This is a genomic window from Arthrobacter sp. Y3225209, from assembly GCF_059090685.1.
Map to the genome: position 1 here is coordinate 1 of NZ_JBNHFW010000033.1, position 19,583 is coordinate 19,583.

Sequence of the window (19,583 nt, forward strand, 5' to 3'; positions counted from 1 at the left end):
TCGCCCGCCGTGGCGGGAACTGCGTTGAAGGCGGCGACCAGAAGGGCCAGCGCGCCCCCCATCAGGACGGCGTTGAGGCCCAGCAGTGCCCGGACGCCGGTGCGGCGCCGCCGGCGCATCAGCATCACGGCACCCGCGGTCAGTAGGACGGTCAGGATCAGGACCAGCGGAATGCTGGCAAACCAGGGATTCACGGCAGGTGCCTTTCAGCAGGGGCGGTAGGGGTAACAGCGGCGTTGGCAGCCGGTCCCGTGGCGGGGGTCCACGGCCGGAACCGGCGCCCCTCCTCGAGGAAAATGCGGGAAAAGAGTTCGTAGTACTCCAGCCGCAGCGCCTGGATGCCGGCCACCAGACCCTCCAGGGCGAAGGTGAGAATGTTGCCCACCAGAAACATCAGGATGGCCGGGATGATCCGCCAGTTCGGCTCCCAGATGGCCGTTGTAGCCTGCCAGACCACCATCATGAGTGCGGCGTGGGTGAGTCCGAAGGCGGCCAGACGGGTGAAGGACACCAGGTTGGAACCCAGCTGCACCACCGTGTCCATCAGCTCCACCGAGGCCTGCAGTCCGCCGGTGGGCCCGCCACCGGCTTCGACGAACAGGCCGATGAAAATGAACACCAGCGCCACCAGTGCGGCTGCACCGGCAAATACCAGCACAATCGTGTTCCCGGTCAGCAGCCCCCAGGCGGCCAGTCCAACGGCAACAAAGAGCAGGGACCCGGCCAGCCCGGAGCGGGCGTAGAGCGCGTATCCCCAGCCGCCCTCCCGCACCCGGTTGATGGTGCCCAGCACGTAGGAACCCGCCAGCAGCACCGCGCCGAAGGCCAGCGCCGCGATGATCAATGTGATGGGTTCCTCCAGCGGCTCCAGCCAGAGCACCGGGAGCACGCCGGTAGGGCCGAAGAACTCCCCGTACAGGAAACCGAAGACCACCGCAGCGAACCCGGCTCCGGCGATGAACAGCCACGTCCGCCGGTAGCGGTCCAGCCAGGGGACCTTCAGGAAACGGATCAGCAGCCCGGCGATCAGCAGCAGCGCCCCCTGGCCGGCGTCGCCGAACATCATCCCGAACATCACCACGTACGCGACGCCGGCTATCCGCGCCGGATCGAGGTTGGAGTACGGGACGGTGGTGTAGGTATCCACCAGCAGGCGGGAAAGCCGGGGCACCTGCCGTGACCGGTCTTCACCGGTGAGCCGGGTGGGCGGCTGGACACCGCGGGGCCGGCGCAGCGGGACCGCTGAGGCGCCGTGCGGTTCCAGGGCCTTCCGCAGGGCGGGAAGGTCGGCGGTGGGTGCCCAGCCGGCGAGGGCGGCTACCGGGCCGTGGACGACGGCGGCTTCGGCCGCACGCTGAACCTCCTCGGGTCCGTCGCCGGGCTCGTAGGGCAGATCCAGTTCGACGGCGGCACTGGCCGCAACTTCAGTGAGCATGGGTTCGCGGGCATCCAGCGGGCAGACCAGGGCGATGCGCTCCATCCGGACCGGGCTCAGGCTCTCACGCCACGGCATCGAGCACCTCGCTTCCGCCACCGCCGGAGCCCGCCGCAGCCAAGGCGGCACGCACCCGCCAGGCATCAGCGGCAAGCACTGCCGCCGCGCCCAGCACCACTCCGGGTCCGGGGAGACCGGCGCGCAGCAGGGAGAAGCCGTCCGTTTCCACGCGGCCTGCCAGGGCAGCTTCGGCCCGCCATAATTCCCGGGGATCCTGAACTCCCGCCAATGCCTGCCCGGCCCCCGGGCTGAGGGCCAGGAGAAGTTCCGACAGGGAGGACGCTTCCGCCCACCCGGTGCCGATCAGCGGACGCAGCAGGGATACCTGGCGCTCGGTTGGACGGCCACCATCCACCAGCAGCAGCCGGGCCACCAACAGGACGGCAGCGGCAACTGCCCACGGCCGCGCCTCCGGGGCAGCGGAGGCCACCCGGCGCAGCCACACTGCCGCCAGGGTGTCCGGCAGTGTCGCACTCAGGCTGTCGGCCGGTCCCGGACTGCCCCAGGGTGAGGCGGCGAGCATGGGCTGGAGGGTATCCAGGGATTCGGCGGTCCTAAGCCGTGGCCAGGCCGTGGCGAGGCCGCCAAGGTCAAAAGGGGTAGAGGCGCTGGTGCCGGAACGTCCGGAATGCCCGGAAGGTCCGGGCGTCCGGTCCGGTGCCTCGTCCGGCGGGGTGCCTGCGGAGAGCGCGGCGGCAAGGGCCACGATGTTATCCGCTTCGAACCGCGCTGCGACGGCGCGGACAAGCGGGGTGCCGCTGGCCGGCAGCCAGCCCGCCAGCACACGCAGCTGCCACAGCACGGTACGCCGGGTAGCCAGCTGGGCCTCCTGCAGGGTCCGGGAGGCAGCCAGCTCCCCGGCGTAGACGGACCCGGCGAGGGCCTCCACCGCAGCGGGCAGGTTCGGCAGGGTGGACAGGCTGCGGCAGGCACCGGCGCCGAGCCGGCGCTGTGCCATGGACCGTCCCCGGACCGTCGCCGCCACCCAGTCCGCCTGCATCAGCCGCTGCCCGTTCCGCGTCCCAGCAGGTCCTGAACCAGGTCCGCCACGATGGCGGAAGCGAGTTCGGGCACCCTGGATTCACCCCTGCGCCGCAACTCGGCGGCTTCCTGCCTCGCCTCGGAAAGCAGAGCCTCGTCCTGCCGGGACACCTCGGCCGAGACCTGGGCAGCGGCCTCGGCACGGGCCGCGGCACTGTCCATCCGTGCCTGTTCCAGAAGGGCGGCGGCCTGGCGGCGGGCCGCAGCGACGCTCTCGCGTGCCTGTTCGGCCGCGTTCCCGGCAGTAGCCTGCGCTGCCTCAATCTGCGGGTCGAGGGCTTCGAAGACGGGAATCAGTTCAGCGGCCGGACCCTCGTCATCCTGGGCCGGAACACCGGCAGGGCCGGCGGGCCCCGGTGCCCCGACGGGCCGGAAGCGGTCCAGCAGGCTGTTGCGTGCCATGCGGTACCTCCCTGTTGAAAAGGAGTGACTTGTACAGGAATGGACGTGTGCAGGATCCGATTTGTGCAGGATCCGATTTATGCAGCAGCGGACGGGTACAGGACTCAGTCCCCGGTGGCCCGGGCCTCGGAATCCTCGCCGTGCTGCACTATGTCCCCGTCGGTGAACAGAATGCCCCGCGCAATTTCCCGCCAGAGCGGGGTGCGGCGCAGCAGGAATTCCAATTCCATGCTGAAGTGCTTGAATTCCTCGCCGAGGGAATCGTGCATGATGGCGCGCGACTCGGCGTCGGGTTCCACGGCCATCCGCTGTACGTACCAGCCAATGGCTTCGGCTTCCTCGCTGAGGCTGGCGCACATGCGTGCGAAGGTTCGGGTTTCGGCGGGAAGTTCGGACGGTGGCTCGTGGTACTGCTCGGTGCCCATACGTGTCTCCTGACGGACCGGTGGTTCCGCAGCCGCTGAGGGCCGGAACGGTTTTCCCCGTTCCTCGAGGTTACGTTTGGGCCGGGAGCGGCACAATGGTCCCCGGACCCAACGGCGCCGGGAGGGCTGAGCTCTTTGGGGGGAGCGGTACTAGCGGCGGGGCAGAGTCAGGATCTCGGCGCCGTCGTCGGTGATGGCAATGGTGTGCTCGCTGTGCGCGGTCCGGCTGCCGGTGGCGCTGCGCAGGGTCCAGCCGTCAGGATCCATGGCCAGTTCCGCGGTGTCGGCCATAATCCACGGTTCAAGGGCGAGGAGCAGCCCGGGGCGCAGCTTGTATCCGCGACCGGCGCGGCCGGTGTTGGGGATGTGCGGGTCCTGGTGCATGGTGGACCCGATACCGTGTCCGCCGAAGTCGGTGTTGACCGGGTAGCCGGCAGCGCTCAGGCTGGCGCCGATGGCATGGGAAATGTCGCCGATCCTGGCACCCGGACCGGCGGCTGCGATGCCGGCTTGGAGCGCCTGTTCGGTAGCGCGGATCATGGCGGTACTCGCCGGATCCGGTGTTCCGACCACAAAGCTGATGGCCGAATCCGCGGCGATGCCGTTTTTGATGACGGCCAGATCCAGGCTCACCAGGTCGCCGTCGGCCAGCGCATAGTCGTGCGGGAGGCCGTGCAGGACGGCGTCGTTGACGGAGGTGCAGATGTAGTGGCCGAAGGGCCCGCGCCCGAAGGACGGTGCGTAGTCCACATAGCAGGACTGCGCTCCGGCGTCCCGGATCATTTCCGCCACCCAGCGGTCAATCTCGAGCAGGTTCGTGCCCAGCGTGCTGCGCTGTTTCATGGTCTGCAGGATCTCGGCCACCAGTGCTCCGGTAACGCTGGCTCGCGCCATTTCGTCCGGGGTCAGAATCTCGATCATGGTGCCTTCCTACCGCAGTTGTTCAACGGGCCAGCCTGCCGTACGCCGAGGCAAAGTGGATCAGGGGGTCCGACTCGTCGTCGGCGGAGGCCCGGCGTCCCATCGACACTACCTCTCCGACGATCAGTTCATGCGTAGCCGCCGTCGTTACCGAGGTGGTGCGGACCTCAAACCAGGCGATGGCGCCGTCAATAATGGCGGCACCTGTTTCCGGGCCCCTGCCGTAGTCCACCTGGTTCAGTAGTCCCTCCAGGGGTGAGCCGGGGCTTGCCAGCCAGTTCGCGGTGCCGCGCAGCCGCGCCGGCAGCAGGCTCAGCGCCCAGCTGCCGGCGTCGAGCACCGCCTCCGCGATGCGTGCCTCGGCGTACAGGCTGACCAGGAGGGTGGGCGGATCATAGGAGACGGAGAGGAAACCGCTGACCGTGGCCGCGTAGTCACGCCCGCGCAGCCGGGTGGAGACCACGCCGACGCCGGAGGCAATGTCCGCGCTCAGCTCGCGGTAGCGGTCAACCACCTCGTCCGGGACGTCCGGTCCTTCGACGGCGTCTCCCGGGAATACCCCGTGCTCCAAGGGGATCCGTTATTCCGCAGCGGCGCCGGCGGTTTCGCCGGGAACCAGCTTCACGGAAATGGAGTTGATGCAGAACCGCTGGTCGGTAGGGGTGTCGAAACCCTCGCCCTCGAACAGGTGTCCCATATGCGAATCACAGTTGGCGCAGCGGACCTCAATGCGGTCCATGCCCATGCTGCGGTCGTGCAGGTAACGCACCTTTCCCTCGGCCAGCGGCGCAAAGAAGGACGGCCAGCCGCAATGCGAGTCGAACTTCTCGTTGCTGGTGAACAGCTCGCTGCCGCAGGCGCGGCACTGGTAGACGCCGGCGGTCTTGGTGTCCCAGTATTCACCGGTGTACGGGCGTTCGGTGCCGGCCTGGCGCAGCACGGCGAACTCCTGCGGTGTCAGTTCTTCACGCCACTGCTCATCGGACTTCTGGACAGGGATGGTTCCGGCATTCTCTTCGGTAGTCATATCCGCCTCAACGCTTAAGAGCCGCCAATAAATCCCGAGCCGCTGTACAGGTGCAGCACCGGCACACCGAGCCGGTCCTGCGCCTCATTGGCCCAGTCGGTGCGGAACGTATCCTCGATGGCGTGCGGAGTGGTGATGACCACCACCTGGCTGGCACCGGTGCGCTTGGCGGTTTCGACGACGGCGGCCACCGGGTCCTCGCCGGTCACGCTGCCGGTGGCTTCCAGCCCGGCTGCCTGCAGTGCTTCCAGGGATTCGGCGAGCTCGGTGACGGCTTCCTTCACGCCTTCGGCCTTGGTCTGCCGTCCGCCCGTCAGGTCCTTGAAGGCCGCGGAAAAGTCCAGCAGGCTCAGGTTGTCCAGCACGTCCACCAGCAGGTTCCGGCCGGTGTCTGCCGGCACCAGGATGTCAAAGCGGGTGGGCTCCTCACCCATCAGTGCCCGCAGGTTCTCCACGTCGCCGCTGCCCAGCGATTCTTCCGTCAGCACCACAATTGTCGAAGTCATGTGTCCCAGCCTAATATGTCTGCCGTCACGGTGCCGATCGGCGCGGCGCGGACGGCCGGTGCCCGGGGCACGCGCCTGCGTCGGTAAGAATGGTCTTATGGCTATTTCCGTTCCCACCGACGTTTCCACCGGTTCCACTGCAGTCCGTTCCGCCGCTCCCTGGGTCCGCTGGACCGCGTTCGGGGCCGGCATAGGCGCGGCGGCGTCCACCGCGGTAGTGGCTGCGGCATCGGGACTGGGCATTTACTTTGCCCGGCAGGTGGTGACCCCGGTACGCACCCGGGATGAAAACCTGGAAATCCTGGCAGTGACTGAGAGCGAGTTCGGGCGCCAGGTGATCCTCCCGGCAAACGCGGACACCACGGTGGACGGGACCTACAGCCTGTACTTCGACGACGGCGCAGGCCACGCCCGGATCGGAGCGATCCGCTCCTATGTGCCGCGTGAAGGCACGGTGCAGCGGGACGTGGAAGAGGTGTACAGCGGAGACCTGGGCAAGGCGCTGCGTGGCTGGTGGAGCGGCTCCATCTATCCCACTCCCGCCGCCGTCGGCATGCCCCAGGAAGACGTGGAGATTCCGGTGGAGAACGGAACCGCCCCTGCCTGGCTGGTGCGTACCCCCGGCGCGGAAACCTGGGCCATCATGGTTCACGGCCGCGGTGCACGGCGCACCGAATGCCTGCGCGCGGTGCGCACGGCGCGCGAGGCCGGACTGACCAGCCTCCTCATTTCCTACCGGAACGACGGCGAGGCTCCCTACGCGTCCGACGGCCGCTACGGGCTGGGACTGACGGAGTGGCAGGACGTCGAGGCAGCCATTCGTTTTGCGCTCGAGAACGGTGCCAAGGACGTAGTGCTGTTCGGCTGGTCCATGGGCGGAGCCATCAGCCTGCAGACAGCGGACCGCTCTCCGCTGCGCCGCTACATCCGTGCCATGGTGCTGGACGGTCCGGTGATCGACTGGGTGAACGTGCTTTCCCACCACGCCAAGGTGAACCGGATTCCCGCGCAGGCGGGCCGGCTGGGTCAGTGGCTGATTTCCAACGCGGCCGGGCGTGCACTGACCGGGCTGGCCGCACCACTGGACCTGAAGAGCATGGACTGGGTGACCCGTGCCGAGGAGATCCGTATTCCCACGCTGATTCTGCACAGCAAGGATGATGACTTTGTGCCCTACGGTCCGTCAGCGGAGCTGGCGGATAAAAACCCGGACGTCATCACCTTCGAGCCGTTTACCGAGGCAGGGCACACGAAGGAATACAACGTGGATCCCGAACGCTGGGAGCGTGTGGTGCTGAACTGGCTCGGTAACGCTCTGGGACGCACACGGCACCCCTCGGAGCACCGTACCGGGGAATAGCTCAGCCAAGGGCCGCCCGGTACCGGACTTCGGTCAGCGGAAACCCGTCGAGCGTTTCGGTTTTCGCTGCCCCGTCCAGGGTCAACCCCATCCGTTCGTAGAACGCCCGTCCCCGTTGGTTGGTGTCCAGCACCCAGACGCTCACCTCGGTGTGGCCGCTGCGCTCCAGCTGGTCCAGAGCAGCCTCCCACAGGCGGCGTCCGAGCCCTGTGCCTACGTGCTGTTCCCGCAGGTAGAGCGCGGTGACCTCACCGACCTGCGCACCGGCGTCGTCGTCGCGGCTGGTGCCGGCGTGTGAAAACCCGACCACGTCCGCGCCCGCCACAGCCACGTGCGGTGCCGGAACAGTCCCTTCCCGCACCATGCGGGTCCAGCCGTCGGCCCGCCGGCCGGCGTCCATCGTGTCCAGCACGGTGTCCGGCATCTGCCCGCGGTATGCCCACTGCCAGGCGGCCACATGCACCTGTCCGAGAGCTGGCATGTCCTTTTCGATGGCGCGGCGTATGTCAACGGTAGGCATGGACGTAGTCAACACGGGAGCACGGGTCCGCGCCAGAGCTATGCCTGCGAGTGGCGGGGCTGGCCGGGCTGGCCCGGCTGACTCTCCGGATGCACGGCCAGGAAGATCGAATACCTGGTGCTGTCCGTTTCCCCGTCCGTTTCCTCTGCCTTGATCTCCTCCAGGATGGCCATCACCCGTTCCAGGAACCGGTCGTGTCCTTCCTTAGTCAGCTGCACCGCCAGGCGGGAGATCAGGACCTCGTCCGAGGCCGGGACCTGCCCCATTTCATCGACAAAGGCACCGATCACGGCCTGGCGGACATCCAGGTCATGCCCGTCCTGTTCCAGCCGCCATGATTTTTCGGTGGCCAGATAGGGGACCTCGTAGGCTCCGCTGGGGCCGGACCGTGCTTCCTGCGCCTCGAGGAAACCGGTGGAGACGAGTTTGCGGACGTGGTAGAGCACCGTGGCGGGGTTGGCCCCCAGCCGGGTGGCGATCTCCTTGTTGGTGAGCTGCTCCTTGAAACAAAGCCGAAGGATCCGGAGCCGGATTGCGGAGGCGAGGGCCTTGGCTTCTTCCTCCGTGGGCGCCCGCCGCGGGGCCGGGCGGCTCTCTTGCGTCATGAGTGGCAGAATACCAGAGGCCCATTGACAAATCTCAATCGATTGTTCAAAGTCAATCGCATGACGACGGACACGGCATGACATCGGGTGGGGCTGCGGCAAATACGGACAGGGGTAGCCCGGAAAAGCCAAGCCGCGGGGTGCTGCGGGAGCACGATTTCCGCAACCTCTTTTATTCCACGGCACTGAGCAGATTCGGGCAGGAGGTCTCCGGCCTTGCCCTTCCGCTGGTGGCCGTGCTCTCGCTGAACGCCGGCGAACTGGAAGTGGGGCTGCTGGCTGCCATGAGCAGCGTGGCGTTCCTGCTGGTCGGCCTGCCGGCCGGTGTCTGGGTGGACCGGCTCAGGTACCGGCACGTCCTGGTTCTCTCCGACGTCATCCGGGCAGTGGTCCTGCTGACGATTCCACTGGCCTGGTGGCTGGGAGCGCTGTCCATCTGGCAGCTCTACGCCGTGGCGCTGGTCACCGGCATCTTCAGCGTGTTCTTCGACGTGGCGTACCAGAGCTGCCTTCCGCACCTCATCGGCCGCAGCCGGCTGGTGGACGGCAATGCCAGCCTGGAAACCGTGCGGTCCGTAGCCCAGCTGGGCGGCCCCGCCGTGGCCGGCCAGCTCATTGCCTGGCTCACCGCACCCATCGCCCTGGTTCTGGATGCCCTGGCCATGGGCCTGTCAGCACTTTTCGTCTTCCGGATCCGGAAACCGCAGGCCCGACCTGAGCGGGAACCCGGGTCGAAGCTTTTCGCGGACATCGCCGAGGGCCTGCGATTTGTCCTGGCCAACCCCCTGCTGCGCGCCATCGCCGGGTCCAGCGGCCTCTTTAACCTGGCGTTCTCCGCCTACATGGCGATGCTGATCTTTTTTCTTCCCCGCGACCTTGGGCTCGGATCGGGGCAGATGGGGGTCGTCTTCTCCGTGCTGGGAATCGGCGGGCTGCTGGGGGCCCTGGCCGCGAAGCGGATAACCGCGTGGTTGGGTGAGGGTCCGGCCATCTGGATCACAGTGGCGGCAACGGCGCCTTTCGCCCTGCTCTGGCCCGCGGCTACGAACGGCTGGATGGTCTGGCTTGGGGCAGCAGGCCTGGGGGTCGCCAGTTTCGGTGTCGTGATCTACAACATCGCGCAGGTCAGCTTCCGGCAGCGGGTGACCCCCGACAGGCTGCTCGGGCGGATGAATGCCACCATGCGGTTCCTGATCTGGGGCACCCAGCCTGTCGGCGCGGTCCTCGGCGGAGTGCTGGGGCAGGCCTACGGAGCACGGGCTGCGCTCTGGATTGCCGGCGCCCTGGCCTGCCTGGCCTTCCTTCCGGTGCTCCTGTCACCGCTGCGCGGGATGCGGCACCTCCCGGACGGTGAGCCCGCCGGGCCGGCAGCGGCCAAGGAACCGGTTTCCCCCGATGAACCGGTATCTTCGGTGAAGCAAAGCCGTACCAATGGGGGAACCAATGCTGACGAGTGACCGATGCTGAACCATGACCAGGCCGGAATGCCGGCAGACTTCTTCCGCGCCTGGAACCAGGGGCTGCACCCGGACCTGTATGAGATCGAGAACCGTGCCCTGGACCGTGAAGGGCTGGTGTGGGCTGCCCTTGCCCGGCTGGCTCCGTGGGCCGGCCGCGTCATTCTGGACCTGGGCTGCGGCACCGGGTTCTCGCTGCCGCGCTATGCGGAGCTGGCGGCCTCGGTGATCGGCGTTGAACCGGATCCCGAACTGCTGGCCGCAGCACGGGCCCGCCCCGGCGGCGCCTCCGTGCTGCACGGTTCCGCGGAGCACATTCCGCTGCCGGATCATTCGGTGGACCTGGTGCACGCCAGATTCGCGTACTTCTTTCCGTCGCCGCAGAACGACTGCTCCGCCGGACTGGCCGAGGTCCAGCGGGTTCTGCGCCCCGGCGGATCCCTGATGGTGATCGATAATGACCAGCACGACGGCGAGTTCGCGGAGCTGCTCGAGGCTGCCAACGCGTCGGCAGGCCAGGGCGATGGCGGGTATATCGCGGACTGGTGGAAGGCCCGCGGTGCATCAACCGAACACGTGATGAGCAGCTGGACCTTCGACAGCGCACAGGACCTGGCCGACGTCGTGCGGATGGAATTCCCCGACGGTGCCGCGGAGGCCTGGCTGGCCGCCGGCCCGGAACGCGTCCGGCTCAGCTACGGCTACGCGCTGCACCATCTGAGGAAGCCCTGAACGTGCCTGACGGGTGGTACCGGACGTTCGTGAAGCCGGGCTCTAGGCCGGCACAGCTGCTATCGGTGCCGTGACAGCGTGCGTCAGCCGGATCAGGTCAAAGGGCGACAAGCCGATCTGCAGGCCCCGCCGCCCACCGGACACGTAGACGGTGTCCAGCAGTTCCACCCGGTTGTCAATGCCGGCCGGTGAGGAATGTTTCTGGCCGAGCGGCGAAATCCCGCCCACCACGTAGCCGGTGCGTTTTTCCGCCTCGTGCCGGTCCGCCATCACGGCCTTCCGGGCACCCATCAGGGCGGCAAACTTCTTCAGATCCAGGTTCAGTGCCACCGGCACCATGGCTACGGCCAGATGCCCGCCAAGATCCACCATCAGCGTTTTATAGACCGCTTCCGGCGGAAGCTCCAGCTTTTCTGCCGCCTCCAACCCGTAGGAGGGAGCGCCGGCGTCGTGCTCGTAATGCCGCACGGTATAGCGGACCTTGTGCTGATCCAGCAGCCGCGTGGCCGGCGTCGCGCCCCTGCCCGCATGCTTGTCCCGGTTCCCTGCCATCGCTGGAGCCTTCCGCCTTGGTGCGTCTACGCCTGGCGAAGCTTCTCGTGCTCGGCCAGGCGGCGTTTGATACGTCCCAGCATGGCGGACATCCCGCGCATGCGCAGCGGGGTGATGGCACGGGTGAGGCCCAACCGGTCAGGAACATCGGCGGGGACGGCGAGGATCTGCTCCGCCGGCAGGCCGTTCAGCCCCTCGTAGAGCACGCCGGCGAAACCGCGGGTGGTGGGGGCCTCTTTGGGTGCCTTGAAGAACAGGGTCACGAGGTGCTCGGGGGAGTCATCCACATCCAGGCTGAGGAACACCGGTGACTGGCACTCCACCACCTGCTCGAGCAGTTCGGGCCGGTCCGCTATTTCGGCCGGGAGGTCAGGCAGGACGCGGGAAAATTCCAGCAGCAGTTCAAGCCGCTCGGCTTCCTCCAGTGCCTGGAAGTCGTCGACAATCTCGGCCAGGGAGTCCGGGACGGCGGTTTCGGGGGTGGCAGTCATCAGGGAATTCTTTCGTTATGCAGTGGTGGATCAGCGGGGTGCGTTGCCGGGCTCTTCGCCGCGCGCAATGGGAACGCGCACCGCGTTGCCCCACTCGGTCCAGGATCCGTCATAGTTGCGGACGGAATCGAAGCCCAGCAGGTGCTTGAGCACAAACCATGTGTGGCTGGAACGTTCGCCGATGCGGCAGTAGGCAACGACGTCGTCGCCCTCCTGCAGTCCGGCGCCGTCCTTGTAGAGGGCCTCGAGTTCCTCGCGGCTGCGGAAGGTGCCGTCTTCCGCGGCAGCCTTGCCCCAGGGCACCGACTTGGCGGTGGGGATATGCCCGCCCTTCATGGCGCCCTCGTCCATGTAGTCCGGCATGTGGGTGCGTTCACCGGTGTATTCGGCGGGGGAGCGGACATCGATCAGCGGTCCCTTGCCCAGGTGGCCGACGACGTCGGGCAGGAACGCACGGATCTTCTCGTCGTTGCGCTCCACTACCGGGTAATCGGTGGCCTCCACGGTGACCTTGTCCGTGGTCATGGGGCGGCCCTCGGCAACCCACTTGTCCCGGCCGCCGTCGAGCAGGCGCACGTCCTCGTGGCCGAAGAGGGTGAAAACCCACAGGGCGTAGGCAGCCCACCAGTTGGACTTATCGCCGTACAGCACCACGGTGGAGTCGCGGGTAATGCCCTTGCGGGACATCAGCTGCGCGAAGGCTTCGCCGTCCACGAAATCGCGGGTATCGGCATCGTTCAGGTCCGTGTGCCAGTCAATCTTGCGGGCGCCGGGGATGTGGCCCGTTTCGTACAGCAGGATGTCCTCGTTGGATTCCAGGACCACCAGATTGTTCTCCGGGTTCCCGGTTTCGAGCTGATCGGCCAGCCATTGAGTGGAGACCAGACGTTCCGGGTGGGCATAGGCGGCGAACTTGGGGTTGCTGTCAGCGGCGATCGACATACGCGAAACTTCTTTCCTCGGCTTTTTGCTTGCGGGCTTCTACTAAGCCTAACGACGCCGGGAGGTGAAAACTTCCTGCGGGGTAATCCGCGGTGGCGGGCTCAGTCCGAAGCCCACGTTCCGTCCACTTGGGTTGCATACGAGGCCTTGGCCTCATCGGTGTCTGCGGCAGCGTTGTCGTATTCGAGCACAATCCAGTCGGACTGGTACCCGTTGCGCCCCAGCGAGCGGGCAAAAGCTGCCGCGTCCTCCTTCTCAGCGAAGCCGTACACCGTGAGTTCGTCCGCTTGGACGGCTTCCTCGCAGCCAACGTCGTCACCGCCGTCACCGCACCGTTCGGAGGTGACATCCCGGGGATTTGTGGCGGGCAGGTCCGGATTGGCTTCGAAGCCCTCGATTACCTGCCGGGGTGTCAGGCCCGACCTCGGGTCACATCCGGCCAGCGCGGGGGCCGCAACGGCGGCCAGGCAGAGCAGTCCTGCGGTAATCATGGCTCGCCGGATGGGCGGAGCGCCCAGACGTGGTCTGTCCGTACCTGCCATGGGTCAACTCCGTCCATAAGGTCCGCGCGGGGAGATACATGCTTCCACAGGACACAATCACAGAGAACGCAGCGCATGACCGTCTCGGGGCAGCGAGATTTATCGTGTCGCCGGGGATTCAGGGTCGGGGAAGCCGGAGTCGGGGGAGCGGGGGTCGGGGAAGCAGGGATCCGGAGATTGGGGCTCGGGGAAGCGGGGGAGGCGCAGGGCCAGCACCACGACGGCGGCACCGACGCCGGCGAACATCGCCTCCAGCGGCTGGAACTCGACAAAAGCGACTTCCCACGCCTCGAGACCGATCAATGCCGTGCCGGCCGCAACGGCAACCGGGCGTGCGGCACGGTGCCTGCCCAGGGTCAGCACGCCGGCTGCCAGGAATCCGCCGCCGCAGCCCGCGGCCAGGAGAAGACCGGGCACCCGCCAGTTCGTGAACGGGGTGCGCTGCAGCACGTGCGGATCCGCGTGCAGGAAAGCACCGTCGGGACGAAGGGCCAGCAGGATCCCGCCGCCAAGGGCTGAGGCGGCAGTGCCGAATTCCAGCCCGAGCAGGGTCCGTTCCGTGCGGGTGCGCCGCGCCCTTGCTACATGCCGTGCCATGTCCCCGAGTATTCGCGGTGCCGGTACGTCCGTCCAGAGCCGCGATGTGTTTAGCGGCGTGTTTAGCGGCGTGTTTCGCGGCGGGAACCGTGCAGTGCCGGTTGGCGGGCGGGTTGGCGTATCGTTTGCAGGGCGGCAAAATGCCGCAGCAAGCAGCAAAGCAACAGGCAGTAAAGAAACAGCATCAGAGCCCGGCAGGTCCCTGCCGGCCGCAGGCATGGAACGGACGGACAGCGCGCAGTGGCACAACTGGAGCACCTGACAGAACGGACTCCCCAGGTATCCGTGGACGAACTGCTGCAGGGATTCTTTCCCTCGCCCCGCTTCGGCAGCGTGTCCTTTGATTCCTACCGTCCAGACCCGCAGCAGCCCTCCCAGGCGCAGGCTGTGGAAGCGATGCGCGGATTCGCAGCCGGCGTGGATACGCCGGAACCGAGCGGACTGCGGAAGCTTTTCGGCGGGAAAAAACCCCAGGGCAAGGCGGGGTTCTATCTGGACGGCGGCTTCGGCGTCGGTAAAACCCACCTGCTTGCCTCGCTCTGGCATGCCGTGGAGGGCCCCAAGGCTTTCGGCACGTTCGTGGAGTACACCAACCTGGTTGGAGCCATGTCCTTCCGCAAGACGGTGGACGCCCTGAGCACCTACAAACTGGTTTGCATTGATGAATTCGAGCTCGACGATCCCGGGGACACCGTGCTGATGTCCCGGTTGATGCGCGAACTGGCCGACGCCGGCGTCAAGCTCGCTGCCACGTCCAACACCCTGCCGGGATCCCTGGGCGAGGGCCGCTTTGCCGCCGTCGACTTCCAGCGCGAAATCCAGGTTCTGGCGGATCAGTTCGACGTCGTGCGGATTGACGGCGAGGACTACCGTCACCGCGGGCTGCCCGAATCCCCGGCACCGCTGGAGGACGACGAGCTGGAATCCCGGATGGAAGCAGAGTTCAGCGGCAAGACGGTTGCTGCCGATGACTTCTCCGAGCTGATTGCCCATCTGTCCAGCGTCCACCCCAGCCGTTACCGGCAGCTCATTGACGGTGTGGATGCCGTGGTCTGGCACAACGTGCAGACGATTACCGAGCAGTCGGTCGCGCTGCGGTTCGTAGTCCTGGCTGACCGGCTCTATGACAAGGACGTGCCGATCCTGGCCAGCGGCGTGCCGTTCGACCAGCTGTTCACCAAGGAAATGATGGGCGGCGGTTACATGAAGAAGTATTTCCGCGCCGTCTCGCGCCTGACTGCCCTGGCCCGTGAAGGCCAGACCGGCGAGGAATCCTAGTTTCCTGAACTACCAGCCCGGCACATAAAGACGAGCGCTTAAACGACGAAAGCGCCGGTGCCGCCTCTCGGCGGGACCGGCGCTTCCTGTCGTGCCCGGCAGGCTTACTGGGCCGGAGGGGTCTGCCCGGGACCGTCACCGGTTCCGGGTTCCTTGCCGCGGTTGGTCTTATCCACCGCTTCGGAAACCTTGTTCTGGAGGCCATCAATCTTGCTGGAGTACTTGTGGCCCGTCTTCTGGTCCACGAAGTTGCCGGCCTGATCGATTCCGCCCTTGATCTTGTCGGCGTTCTCGCCCACAAATCCGGCGGCCTTGTCCTTCAGCTCTCCGGCCCTGCCCTTGAGCTCGTCAAATACAGACACGGATCACCTCCTTTCACAGGGGAAACCCGCTCGTTTCCCGTTCGCGTCCATCCTAGATCCGGCAAGGGGGCGGAGGAAAGGACTTTTCTCTTATGGCATATCCCGGCTTTCGTTGGGATACTCAGTCCTCTGCCCCGTCGTCGAGGACACCGTAATCGGCGTGCCCGCCATATCCGCCGCCGTGTCCGCCGCCATGTCCGCCGCGGTGATGGTGGCCGCGGCAGTCGTTGTCCAGATCGATCCGGATGATGGTGCTGGTTTCCGGTGCTGGTTCCGGTGCCGCCGGAGGTTCCGGTGCCGCCGGAGGTTCCGGGGCCGGCGGCTGCTGTGGGCCCGCTTGCCGTGCACCCGGCTCAACCGGTGCTCCACCGGCCAGGGCATCCACCGCTACGTACAAACCGTCCCCGCGCAGTTCAACCGCAGCAGGCTGGTTGGCCTCCAGGAACAGCTCGGGGGTATCTGACCCGGCTGGCACCACGGAAACCCGGTTGCCGAAGAGTTCCGCTACGAAGATGTCCCCGTTCCTGTTCAGCGCCAGTCCCGTGGCCCCGACGAATCCCGAGGCCACCAGCTCCGGCACGCCCGTCACCGGATTGATTCGGTAGACCGATCCGGGGACTCCGGCGTCAAAGAATCCCGGCAGCGAAGTCACATACAGGGCGCCGTCAGGTCCGCGTTCGACGTCGGTCGGGACACCTTCGGCCCGGTAGGTGAGTCCGACAATGCAGTCGGGGTACCCGGCGCCGGCCGGGAAAGTAAACGGGATCGCCGGCAACACGGCCACGGTGGAAACACTCCCGTTGTAGCCTGCCAGCACCAGGGCGTTCATCCCGGCGTCGGCGACCACTATCCCGTTCCGGCCCGGCAGGGAGGCCGCCGGGTTGGAATCGGGCAGTCCGGTGTACGGAGCCGGAGCGATGCCTTCCGGCAGTTGCGCAGCGCATTCAGCCGGGAGCGCTTCCTCAAAACCGTAGGTGTTGATGCCGTCCGGGTTGGCAGCGTATTCATAGCCGGCAATGTCGGCGACGGTTTCAACGTTGCCGTTCCGGTCAACTGACTTGAGCAGCCCAATGTTGGTAGCCGGATCCCGTGTGTCCTGCCCGGCGCTGAATGAGAAGTAGGTGGTGCCGCGGGCGCGGGAGACGGAGGCGGTGCCGTACTGCGAACCCTCCGGCGCCGCAGCAAGCAGTTGGATGCCGCCGTCGTTGCTTACGCGGCTTACGATGCCGGCAAAGGATTGGGCCACATCGACGGTGCCCCGCCGTCCGACGGCGAAGCTCAGGGGGCTGATCAGCCCCTCGGCGACGGTGGTTACCTCCCCGGCCACGGGTACAGGTGGTGGTGATGGCGGGTGGTGCCGCCCGCCTGCGGATGCCGGTGACGCGGCCAGCCCGAGGGCGGCGGTTGCGGCGAGGATGGCGAGGGCGGGTGATGATTTCTTCACGGTGTTCTCCTCAGCATTGGTGTGGTCAATGCGAGACTTGCCTCCAGGCCTCCCGTGGTTTCCCCGCCACGCCCCCGGCCGAGGCAGTCACAGACTAGGGGCGGCCCTGCTCAGAGACCACGTGGTTTTCACGCATACGCCCATGCAGCATTCAGAAAAACCACGTAGTCGGAGCGATGGCTAAGCGAGTATCTGTTGCTGCCCGAGTGCAGCAGGCGTGGCTACGCAGATCGGTTGGGACTGCGTGGTGGACTGGGCCGGAAACAGACCAGCCGATGCCCAGCCGTGATGAACGAGGACCCCGATGTCTACAAGCACACTGCCGTCCGCGACACCGCCGCCGGTGCCGCAGGAACGCCGGCCGATTCCGCGGTGGCGCGCTCTGGGGGCCGGAGTTCTGGGCTGGGCGTTCCTCGGCATCTGTCTCGGCACGGCCATTGGCATCTCCGAAGCGCTGGGCCGTCTATTCGGTTGGGGGCGACTGGCCGAAGTCCTGCTGCAGGCCGTCCTGATGACCGCCCTCGTGGTGCCGGGCATCGGGTTGCTGCGCCGGAGGCTTGACCATCGGCGGCTGGAGGGGCTTGGGCTCAGCCGGTCAGCTGCCCGACCGCTGGTTCTGGGCGTGGCCGTGGCAGCGTTCACCGGACTTCTGGTCTGGGCGCCGGCAGCCATGGCCGGATGGATCCGCGTGGAAGAGCTGGATGTTGGCGTTTTCCTGGGTTTCGTCCTCCTGAACGGCGTAGTCCTTGCCCTGTATGAGGCGCTTCCGGAGGAACTTGCCCTGCGCGGGTATGCCTGGACGAATCTGCGGGACGGGTGGGGAATGGTCGTAGCGACGGTGGTGACAACCGCCTTGTTCCCCTTCATCGGCGTTGTTGTCGGGCCCGTTCGGTGGGCAATCACAACGGTGTCCGGTGCCGACGGAGGGAACATTGAGGTGTTCCCCGGCGGCAATGATCCCTTCGCCTATGTCGCGCAGCTGGTGCTGTTCGGGCTCGCGCTCGTGGCGGCCCGGCGCATCCCCCTGCCCGGGGCGCTGCTGATCGCGATCGCGTTCCACTGGACGCAGCTGACAATCACCCGCACGGTTCTTGGCGGAACGGGTTGGCTCGATTCGGGATGGACCATCACATGGGTCGAGCCGGATGCAATCGCCCTCGTCCTGGTGCACATAGTCCTCGCCGGCATGATCTTCATAGCGATACGACGGCGTCTGCACAGCCGCTCGGACTAAGCCGCGCACTCTTATACGGCATGGGAGGCAGTCATCGACGGCAAGGCCCGGCTGAAGGTCCCCGTAGCCGAAGACCGGTCCTCGCCGCAGCTCCCGGCCCGGAGTTCCTAGGTTTTGACGGCGTCCTTCTGCAGGATGATCTCCGACTCAACAGGCGTGAACCCGAGCCGGGCGTTGATGGCGCGCATCCAGACATTCCGGTCGTCACTGCTGGTCCGGACTTTGGTGACGGTTCCCAGCCCGACGGTGTGGTGCAGGGAAGCGAGCTTCACCGCTGCCCCAAGCCCGTGGCCCCGGTGGCCGGAAACCACCAGGGTTCCTTCAACTTGGGCCGGCCGTCGGGGGTCGGCAGCCGCAACCAGGCAGGTCCATGCAGCCACGTTTTCCGCGGCGTCCACGGCGACGGACTCAAACACGGTGGACCCCTGGGCCACCCAGAGGTCCACCTCCGCGGCGTATTCCTCAGGCGACACCGGAGTCTCACCCCAGCCGAGCTCGCCGTTGGGTGCCTCGGCATCCACCAGGCCCTTGATCTGCCCTACCTGTTCGCGGAACCGCTCCGGGACGCCATTGACGTGCGTCGAGATGGCGTAACCGGCCGCCGTCGTCGGGCCGGTGAGGTCCGCCTCACGAAGGTCAAGCTCAACCACGGTTTCCGTGGTTGCAGCGGAGTAGCCCAAGGGGGAAGCGAAATTCCGGGCAAACGTCTCAGCGTCCGCTGGGGTGGGCCGGTAGGCGCTGGCCACGAACCGCCTGGTCGACGCCGGACTGGCGGCTTCGGCTGCGCGTGCCAGTGCGGATCCCACACCAGCATGTTGATGGGCCGGATCGACCCAGACAAAGATCCACGTGGTATCCGGGGCCTCGATTGAAGTCATGCCGGCCCCGAAGCCCCGAAGCTCAGACCCGTGCCAGGCGCCGAGAAGGTCGTTTCTCCAGCCGTTGGGCGTGCGCCATCCCAGGATTCGGGCATTTATATCCAAGGGGGTCCAGTCGCGCCGCACTTTTTGGTTTGCCGCGCATTCAATGCGGTAGGCCTCGGCCATGACGCTGTCATCGGTGAGGTCCAGCGGGCGGATGTCCATAGGCCACACTCTAGGCGCAGGTCGGTTCGGCGTCCGAACGCCCCGCGGCGGGCCTCTACTGGTTAAACAAAGGAAGGAACAGGCGAGAACCTGTTCCTTCCTTTTCCGGCCGAATGGACCGGGGGAGAGCGGACGACGGGATTCGAACCCGCGACATCCACCTTGGCAAGGTGGTGCTCTAGCCAGCTGAGCTACGTCCGCAAATGTAAACAGCCGAAACTGTTCGTGCGCGATACTGGGATCGAACCAGTGACCTCTTCCGTGTCAGGGAAGCGCGCTACCGCTGCGCCAATCGCGCCCTATACTGCCCGGCCCGTTCAGGATTACTCCTGGAAAACCATAAGCAGCAGGGAGAGCGGACGACGGGATTCGAACCCGCGACATCCACCTTGGCAAGGTGGTGCTCTAGCCAGCTGAGCTACGTCCGCAAGAAAGCACCGAAAAACAGTACTGTCGTGCGCGATACTGGGATCGAACCAGTGACCTCTTCCGTGTCAGGGAAGCGCGCTACCGCTGCGCCAATCGCGCCCATAAATGGGTCTTGGTCTTGCTATACATATCACCG

The 19,583-nt window shown here is 66.5% G+C and carries 24 protein-coding genes and 4 tRNA genes; 5 read left to right on the forward strand and 23 right to left on the reverse strand.

Features of this window, described 5'->3' with window-relative positions:
* From AC5RVB_RS14835 to AC5RVB_RS14875, 9 genes are all read right to left on the reverse strand, one after another.
* Positions 1-194: hypothetical protein (locus AC5RVB_RS14835; RefSeq protein WP_494143035.1), on the reverse strand; the 194-nt coding region annotated here is incomplete at its 3' end.
* Complete coding sequence (locus tag AC5RVB_RS14840; protein ID WP_290245200.1) at positions 191-1,513, reverse strand: V-type ATPase 116kDa subunit family protein; 1,323 nt, start codon at positions 1,511-1,513, stop codon at positions 191-193. The genes AC5RVB_RS14840 and AC5RVB_RS14835, both read right to left, overlap by 4 nt.
* Complete coding sequence (locus tag AC5RVB_RS14845; protein ID WP_494143036.1) at positions 1,500-2,495, reverse strand: hypothetical protein; 996 nt, start codon at positions 2,493-2,495, stop codon at positions 1,500-1,502. Before AC5RVB_RS14845 ends, AC5RVB_RS14840 begins: the two co-directional genes overlap by 14 nt.
* Entirely contained in the window at positions 2,495-2,938 is a 444-nt protein-coding gene (locus tag AC5RVB_RS14850; protein ID WP_494143037.1) for a hypothetical protein, read from the reverse strand. Before AC5RVB_RS14850 ends, AC5RVB_RS14845 begins: the two co-directional genes overlap by 1 nt.
* Positions 2,939-3,042: 104 nt before the next feature.
* On the reverse strand, positions 3,043-3,363 hold the full coding sequence (locus tag AC5RVB_RS14855) for a ferritin family protein (RefSeq protein ID WP_227902148.1): 321 nt from the start codon (positions 3,361-3,363) through the stop codon (positions 3,043-3,045).
* 150 nt (positions 3,364-3,513) lie between these two features.
* On the reverse strand, positions 3,514-4,284 hold the full coding sequence (map, locus tag AC5RVB_RS14860; protein WP_494143038.1) for a type I methionyl aminopeptidase: 771 nt from the start codon (positions 4,282-4,284) through the stop codon (positions 3,514-3,516).
* Between the two features lie 22 nt (positions 4,285-4,306).
* A complete protein-coding gene (locus AC5RVB_RS14865; protein WP_227902146.1) occupies positions 4,307-4,855 on the reverse strand; it encodes a flavin reductase family protein in 549 nt (182 codons plus the stop codon).
* Between the two features lie 9 nt (positions 4,856-4,864).
* Positions 4,865-5,311, reverse strand: coding sequence for a peptide-methionine (R)-S-oxide reductase MsrB (gene msrB / locus AC5RVB_RS14870; RefSeq protein WP_227927965.1), 447 nt, complete (start codon positions 5,309-5,311; stop codon positions 4,865-4,867).
* A 14-nt stretch (positions 5,312-5,325) separates the two neighbouring features.
* Positions 5,326-5,817, reverse strand: a complete 492-nt coding sequence (locus tag AC5RVB_RS14875; protein ID WP_227902144.1) for an adenine nucleotide alpha hydrolase family protein — start codon at positions 5,815-5,817, stop codon at positions 5,326-5,328.
* Positions 5,818-5,914: 97 nt separating this feature from the next.
* On the opposite strand from AC5RVB_RS14875, the gene AC5RVB_RS14880 reads away from it, so the two are divergent.
* Positions 5,915-7,177, forward strand: a complete 1,263-nt coding sequence (locus AC5RVB_RS14880; RefSeq protein WP_227902143.1) for an alpha/beta hydrolase family protein — start codon at positions 5,915-5,917, stop codon at positions 7,175-7,177.
* Position 7,178: 1 nt separating this feature from the next.
* On the opposite strand, the gene AC5RVB_RS14885 is transcribed toward AC5RVB_RS14880, so the two are convergent.
* Both AC5RVB_RS14885 and AC5RVB_RS14890 read right to left on the reverse strand, forming a co-directional pair.
* Positions 7,179-7,697 carry a GNAT family N-acetyltransferase gene (locus AC5RVB_RS14885; RefSeq protein ID WP_494143039.1) on the reverse strand — a complete coding sequence of 173 codons (519 nt, stop codon included), beginning with the start codon at positions 7,695-7,697 and terminating at the stop codon, positions 7,179-7,181.
* Between the two features lie 38 nt (positions 7,698-7,735).
* A complete protein-coding gene (locus AC5RVB_RS14890; RefSeq protein ID WP_494143040.1) occupies positions 7,736-8,302 on the reverse strand; it encodes an ArsR/SmtB family transcription factor in 567 nt (188 codons plus the stop codon).
* A 77-nt stretch (positions 8,303-8,379) separates the two neighbouring features.
* Here AC5RVB_RS14890 and AC5RVB_RS14895 point away from each other — a divergent pair, with 77 nt between their 5' ends.
* Positions 8,380-9,759 carry an MFS transporter gene (locus tag AC5RVB_RS14895; protein ID WP_494143041.1) on the forward strand — a complete coding sequence of 460 codons (1,380 nt, stop codon included), beginning with the start codon at positions 8,380-8,382 and terminating at the stop codon, positions 9,757-9,759.
* 3 nt (positions 9,760-9,762) lie between these two features.
* Positions 9,763-10,491: a class I SAM-dependent methyltransferase gene (locus tag AC5RVB_RS14900; RefSeq protein ID WP_494143042.1), complete on the forward strand. Its 729-nt coding sequence runs from the start codon at positions 9,763-9,765 to the stop codon at positions 10,489-10,491.
* A gap of 42 nt (positions 10,492-10,533) precedes the next feature.
* On the opposite strand, the gene ybaK is transcribed toward AC5RVB_RS14900, so the two are convergent.
* The 5 genes from ybaK to AC5RVB_RS14925 form a co-directional block, all read right to left on the reverse strand.
* Entirely contained in the window at positions 10,534-11,043 is a 510-nt protein-coding gene (gene ybaK / locus AC5RVB_RS14905) for a Cys-tRNA(Pro) deacylase (protein WP_227927960.1), read from the reverse strand.
* 26 nt (positions 11,044-11,069) lie between these two features.
* A complete protein-coding gene (locus AC5RVB_RS14910) occupies positions 11,070-11,534 on the reverse strand; it encodes a SufE family protein (RefSeq protein ID WP_494143043.1) in 465 nt (154 codons plus the stop codon).
* A 30-nt stretch (positions 11,535-11,564) separates the two neighbouring features.
* Complete coding sequence (locus tag AC5RVB_RS14915; RefSeq protein ID WP_227927958.1) at positions 11,565-12,476, reverse strand: sulfurtransferase; 912 nt, start codon at positions 12,474-12,476, stop codon at positions 11,565-11,567.
* Between the two features lie 101 nt (positions 12,477-12,577).
* Positions 12,578-12,967, reverse strand: coding sequence for a hypothetical protein (locus AC5RVB_RS14920; RefSeq protein ID WP_494143044.1), 390 nt, complete (start codon positions 12,965-12,967; stop codon positions 12,578-12,580).
* A gap of 150 nt (positions 12,968-13,117) precedes the next feature.
* Positions 13,118-13,615 carry a hypothetical protein gene (locus AC5RVB_RS14925; protein ID WP_227927956.1) on the reverse strand — a complete coding sequence of 166 codons (498 nt, stop codon included), beginning with the start codon at positions 13,613-13,615 and terminating at the stop codon, positions 13,118-13,120.
* Between the two features lie 240 nt (positions 13,616-13,855).
* Between AC5RVB_RS14925 and zapE the strand changes: the two genes are divergently transcribed.
* Positions 13,856-14,893, forward strand: a complete 1,038-nt coding sequence (gene zapE / locus AC5RVB_RS14930; RefSeq protein WP_227902272.1) for a cell division protein ZapE — start codon at positions 13,856-13,858, stop codon at positions 14,891-14,893.
* A gap of 104 nt (positions 14,894-14,997) precedes the next feature.
* Here zapE and AC5RVB_RS14935 read toward each other — a convergent pair whose 3' ends face one another.
* Both AC5RVB_RS14935 and AC5RVB_RS14940 read right to left on the reverse strand, forming a co-directional pair.
* The gene (locus AC5RVB_RS14935) at positions 14,998-15,255 is read right to left on the reverse strand and encodes an antitoxin (protein WP_227902133.1); all 258 of its coding nucleotides are present in this window, start codon (positions 15,253-15,255) and stop codon (positions 14,998-15,000) included.
* Between the two features lie 121 nt (positions 15,256-15,376).
* Positions 15,377-16,699, reverse strand: coding sequence for a ScyD/ScyE family protein (locus AC5RVB_RS14940; RefSeq protein WP_494143045.1), 1,323 nt, complete (start codon positions 16,697-16,699; stop codon positions 15,377-15,379).
* Between the two features lie 304 nt (positions 16,700-17,003).
* Between AC5RVB_RS14940 and AC5RVB_RS14945 the strand changes: the two genes are divergently transcribed.
* Entirely contained in the window at positions 17,004-17,933 is a 930-nt protein-coding gene (locus AC5RVB_RS14945) for a CPBP family intramembrane glutamate endopeptidase (protein ID WP_494143046.1), read from the forward strand.
* A 107-nt stretch (positions 17,934-18,040) separates the two neighbouring features.
* On the opposite strand, the gene AC5RVB_RS14950 is transcribed toward AC5RVB_RS14945, so the two are convergent.
* From AC5RVB_RS14950 to AC5RVB_RS14970, 5 genes are all read right to left on the reverse strand, one after another.
* Positions 18,041-19,018 carry a GNAT family N-acetyltransferase gene (locus tag AC5RVB_RS14950; RefSeq protein ID WP_494143047.1) on the reverse strand — a complete coding sequence of 326 codons (978 nt, stop codon included), beginning with the start codon at positions 19,016-19,018 and terminating at the stop codon, positions 18,041-18,043.
* Between the two features lie 127 nt (positions 19,019-19,145).
* A tRNA-Gly gene (locus AC5RVB_RS14955) sits at positions 19,146-19,219 on the reverse strand.
* A gap of 25 nt (positions 19,220-19,244) precedes the next feature.
* A tRNA-Val gene (locus AC5RVB_RS14960) sits at positions 19,245-19,316 on the reverse strand.
* Between the two features lie 56 nt (positions 19,317-19,372).
* Positions 19,373-19,446 (reverse strand) — tRNA-Gly (locus AC5RVB_RS14965).
* 28 nt (positions 19,447-19,474) lie between these two features.
* Positions 19,475-19,546 (reverse strand) — tRNA-Val (locus tag AC5RVB_RS14970).
* Between the last annotated feature and the right edge of the window lie 37 nt (positions 19,547-19,583).

Coding starts and splice junctions, on each gene's coding strand:
- AC5RVB_RS14840 (WP_290245200.1), bottom strand. CDS start 1,513: ATGCCGTGGCGTGAGAGCCTGAGCCCGGTCCGGATGGAGCGCATCGCC.
- AC5RVB_RS14845 (WP_494143036.1), bottom strand. CDS start 2,495: ATGCAGGCGGACTGGGTGGCGGCGACGGTCCGGGGACGGTCCATGGCA.
- AC5RVB_RS14850 (WP_494143037.1), bottom strand. CDS start 2,938: ATGGCACGCAACAGCCTGCTGGACCGCTTCCGGCCCGTCGGGGCACCG.
- AC5RVB_RS14855 (WP_227902148.1), bottom strand. CDS start 3,363: ATGGGCACCGAGCAGTACCACGAGCCACCGTCCGAACTTCCCGCCGAA.
- map (WP_494143038.1), bottom strand. CDS start 4,284: ATGATCGAGATTCTGACCCCGGACGAAATGGCGCGAGCCAGCGTTACC.
- msrB (WP_227927965.1), bottom strand. CDS start 5,311: ATGACTACCGAAGAGAATGCCGGAACCATCCCTGTCCAGAAGTCCGAT.
- AC5RVB_RS14875 (WP_227902144.1), bottom strand. CDS start 5,817: ATGACTTCGACAATTGTGGTGCTGACGGAAGAATCGCTGGGCAGCGGC.
- AC5RVB_RS14880 (WP_227902143.1), top strand. CDS start 5,915: ATGGCTATTTCCGTTCCCACCGACGTTTCCACCGGTTCCACTGCAGTC.
- AC5RVB_RS14885 (WP_494143039.1), bottom strand. CDS start 7,697: ATGCCTACCGTTGACATACGCCGCGCCATCGAAAAGGACATGCCAGCT.
- AC5RVB_RS14890 (WP_494143040.1), bottom strand. CDS start 8,302: ATGACGCAAGAGAGCCGCCCGGCCCCGCGGCGGGCGCCCACGGAGGAA.
- AC5RVB_RS14895 (WP_494143041.1), top strand. CDS start 8,380: ATGACATCGGGTGGGGCTGCGGCAAATACGGACAGGGGTAGCCCGGAA.
- AC5RVB_RS14900 (WP_494143042.1), top strand. CDS start 9,763: ATGCTGAACCATGACCAGGCCGGAATGCCGGCAGACTTCTTCCGCGCC.
- ybaK (WP_227927960.1), bottom strand. CDS start 11,043: ATGGCAGGGAACCGGGACAAGCATGCGGGCAGGGGCGCGACGCCGGCC.
- AC5RVB_RS14910 (WP_494143043.1), bottom strand. CDS start 11,534: ATGACTGCCACCCCCGAAACCGCCGTCCCGGACTCCCTGGCCGAGATT.
- AC5RVB_RS14915 (WP_227927958.1), bottom strand. CDS start 12,476: ATGTCGATCGCCGCTGACAGCAACCCCAAGTTCGCCGCCTATGCCCAC.
- AC5RVB_RS14920 (WP_494143044.1), bottom strand. CDS start 12,967: ATGATTACCGCAGGACTGCTCTGCCTGGCCGCCGTTGCGGCCCCCGCG.
- AC5RVB_RS14925 (WP_227927956.1), bottom strand. CDS start 13,615: ATGGCACGGCATGTAGCAAGGGCGCGGCGCACCCGCACGGAACGGACC.
- AC5RVB_RS14945 (WP_494143046.1), top strand. CDS start 17,004: ATGTCTACAAGCACACTGCCGTCCGCGACACCGCCGCCGGTGCCGCAG.
- AC5RVB_RS14950 (WP_494143047.1), bottom strand. CDS start 19,018: ATGGACATCCGCCCGCTGGACCTCACCGATGACAGCGTCATGGCCGAG.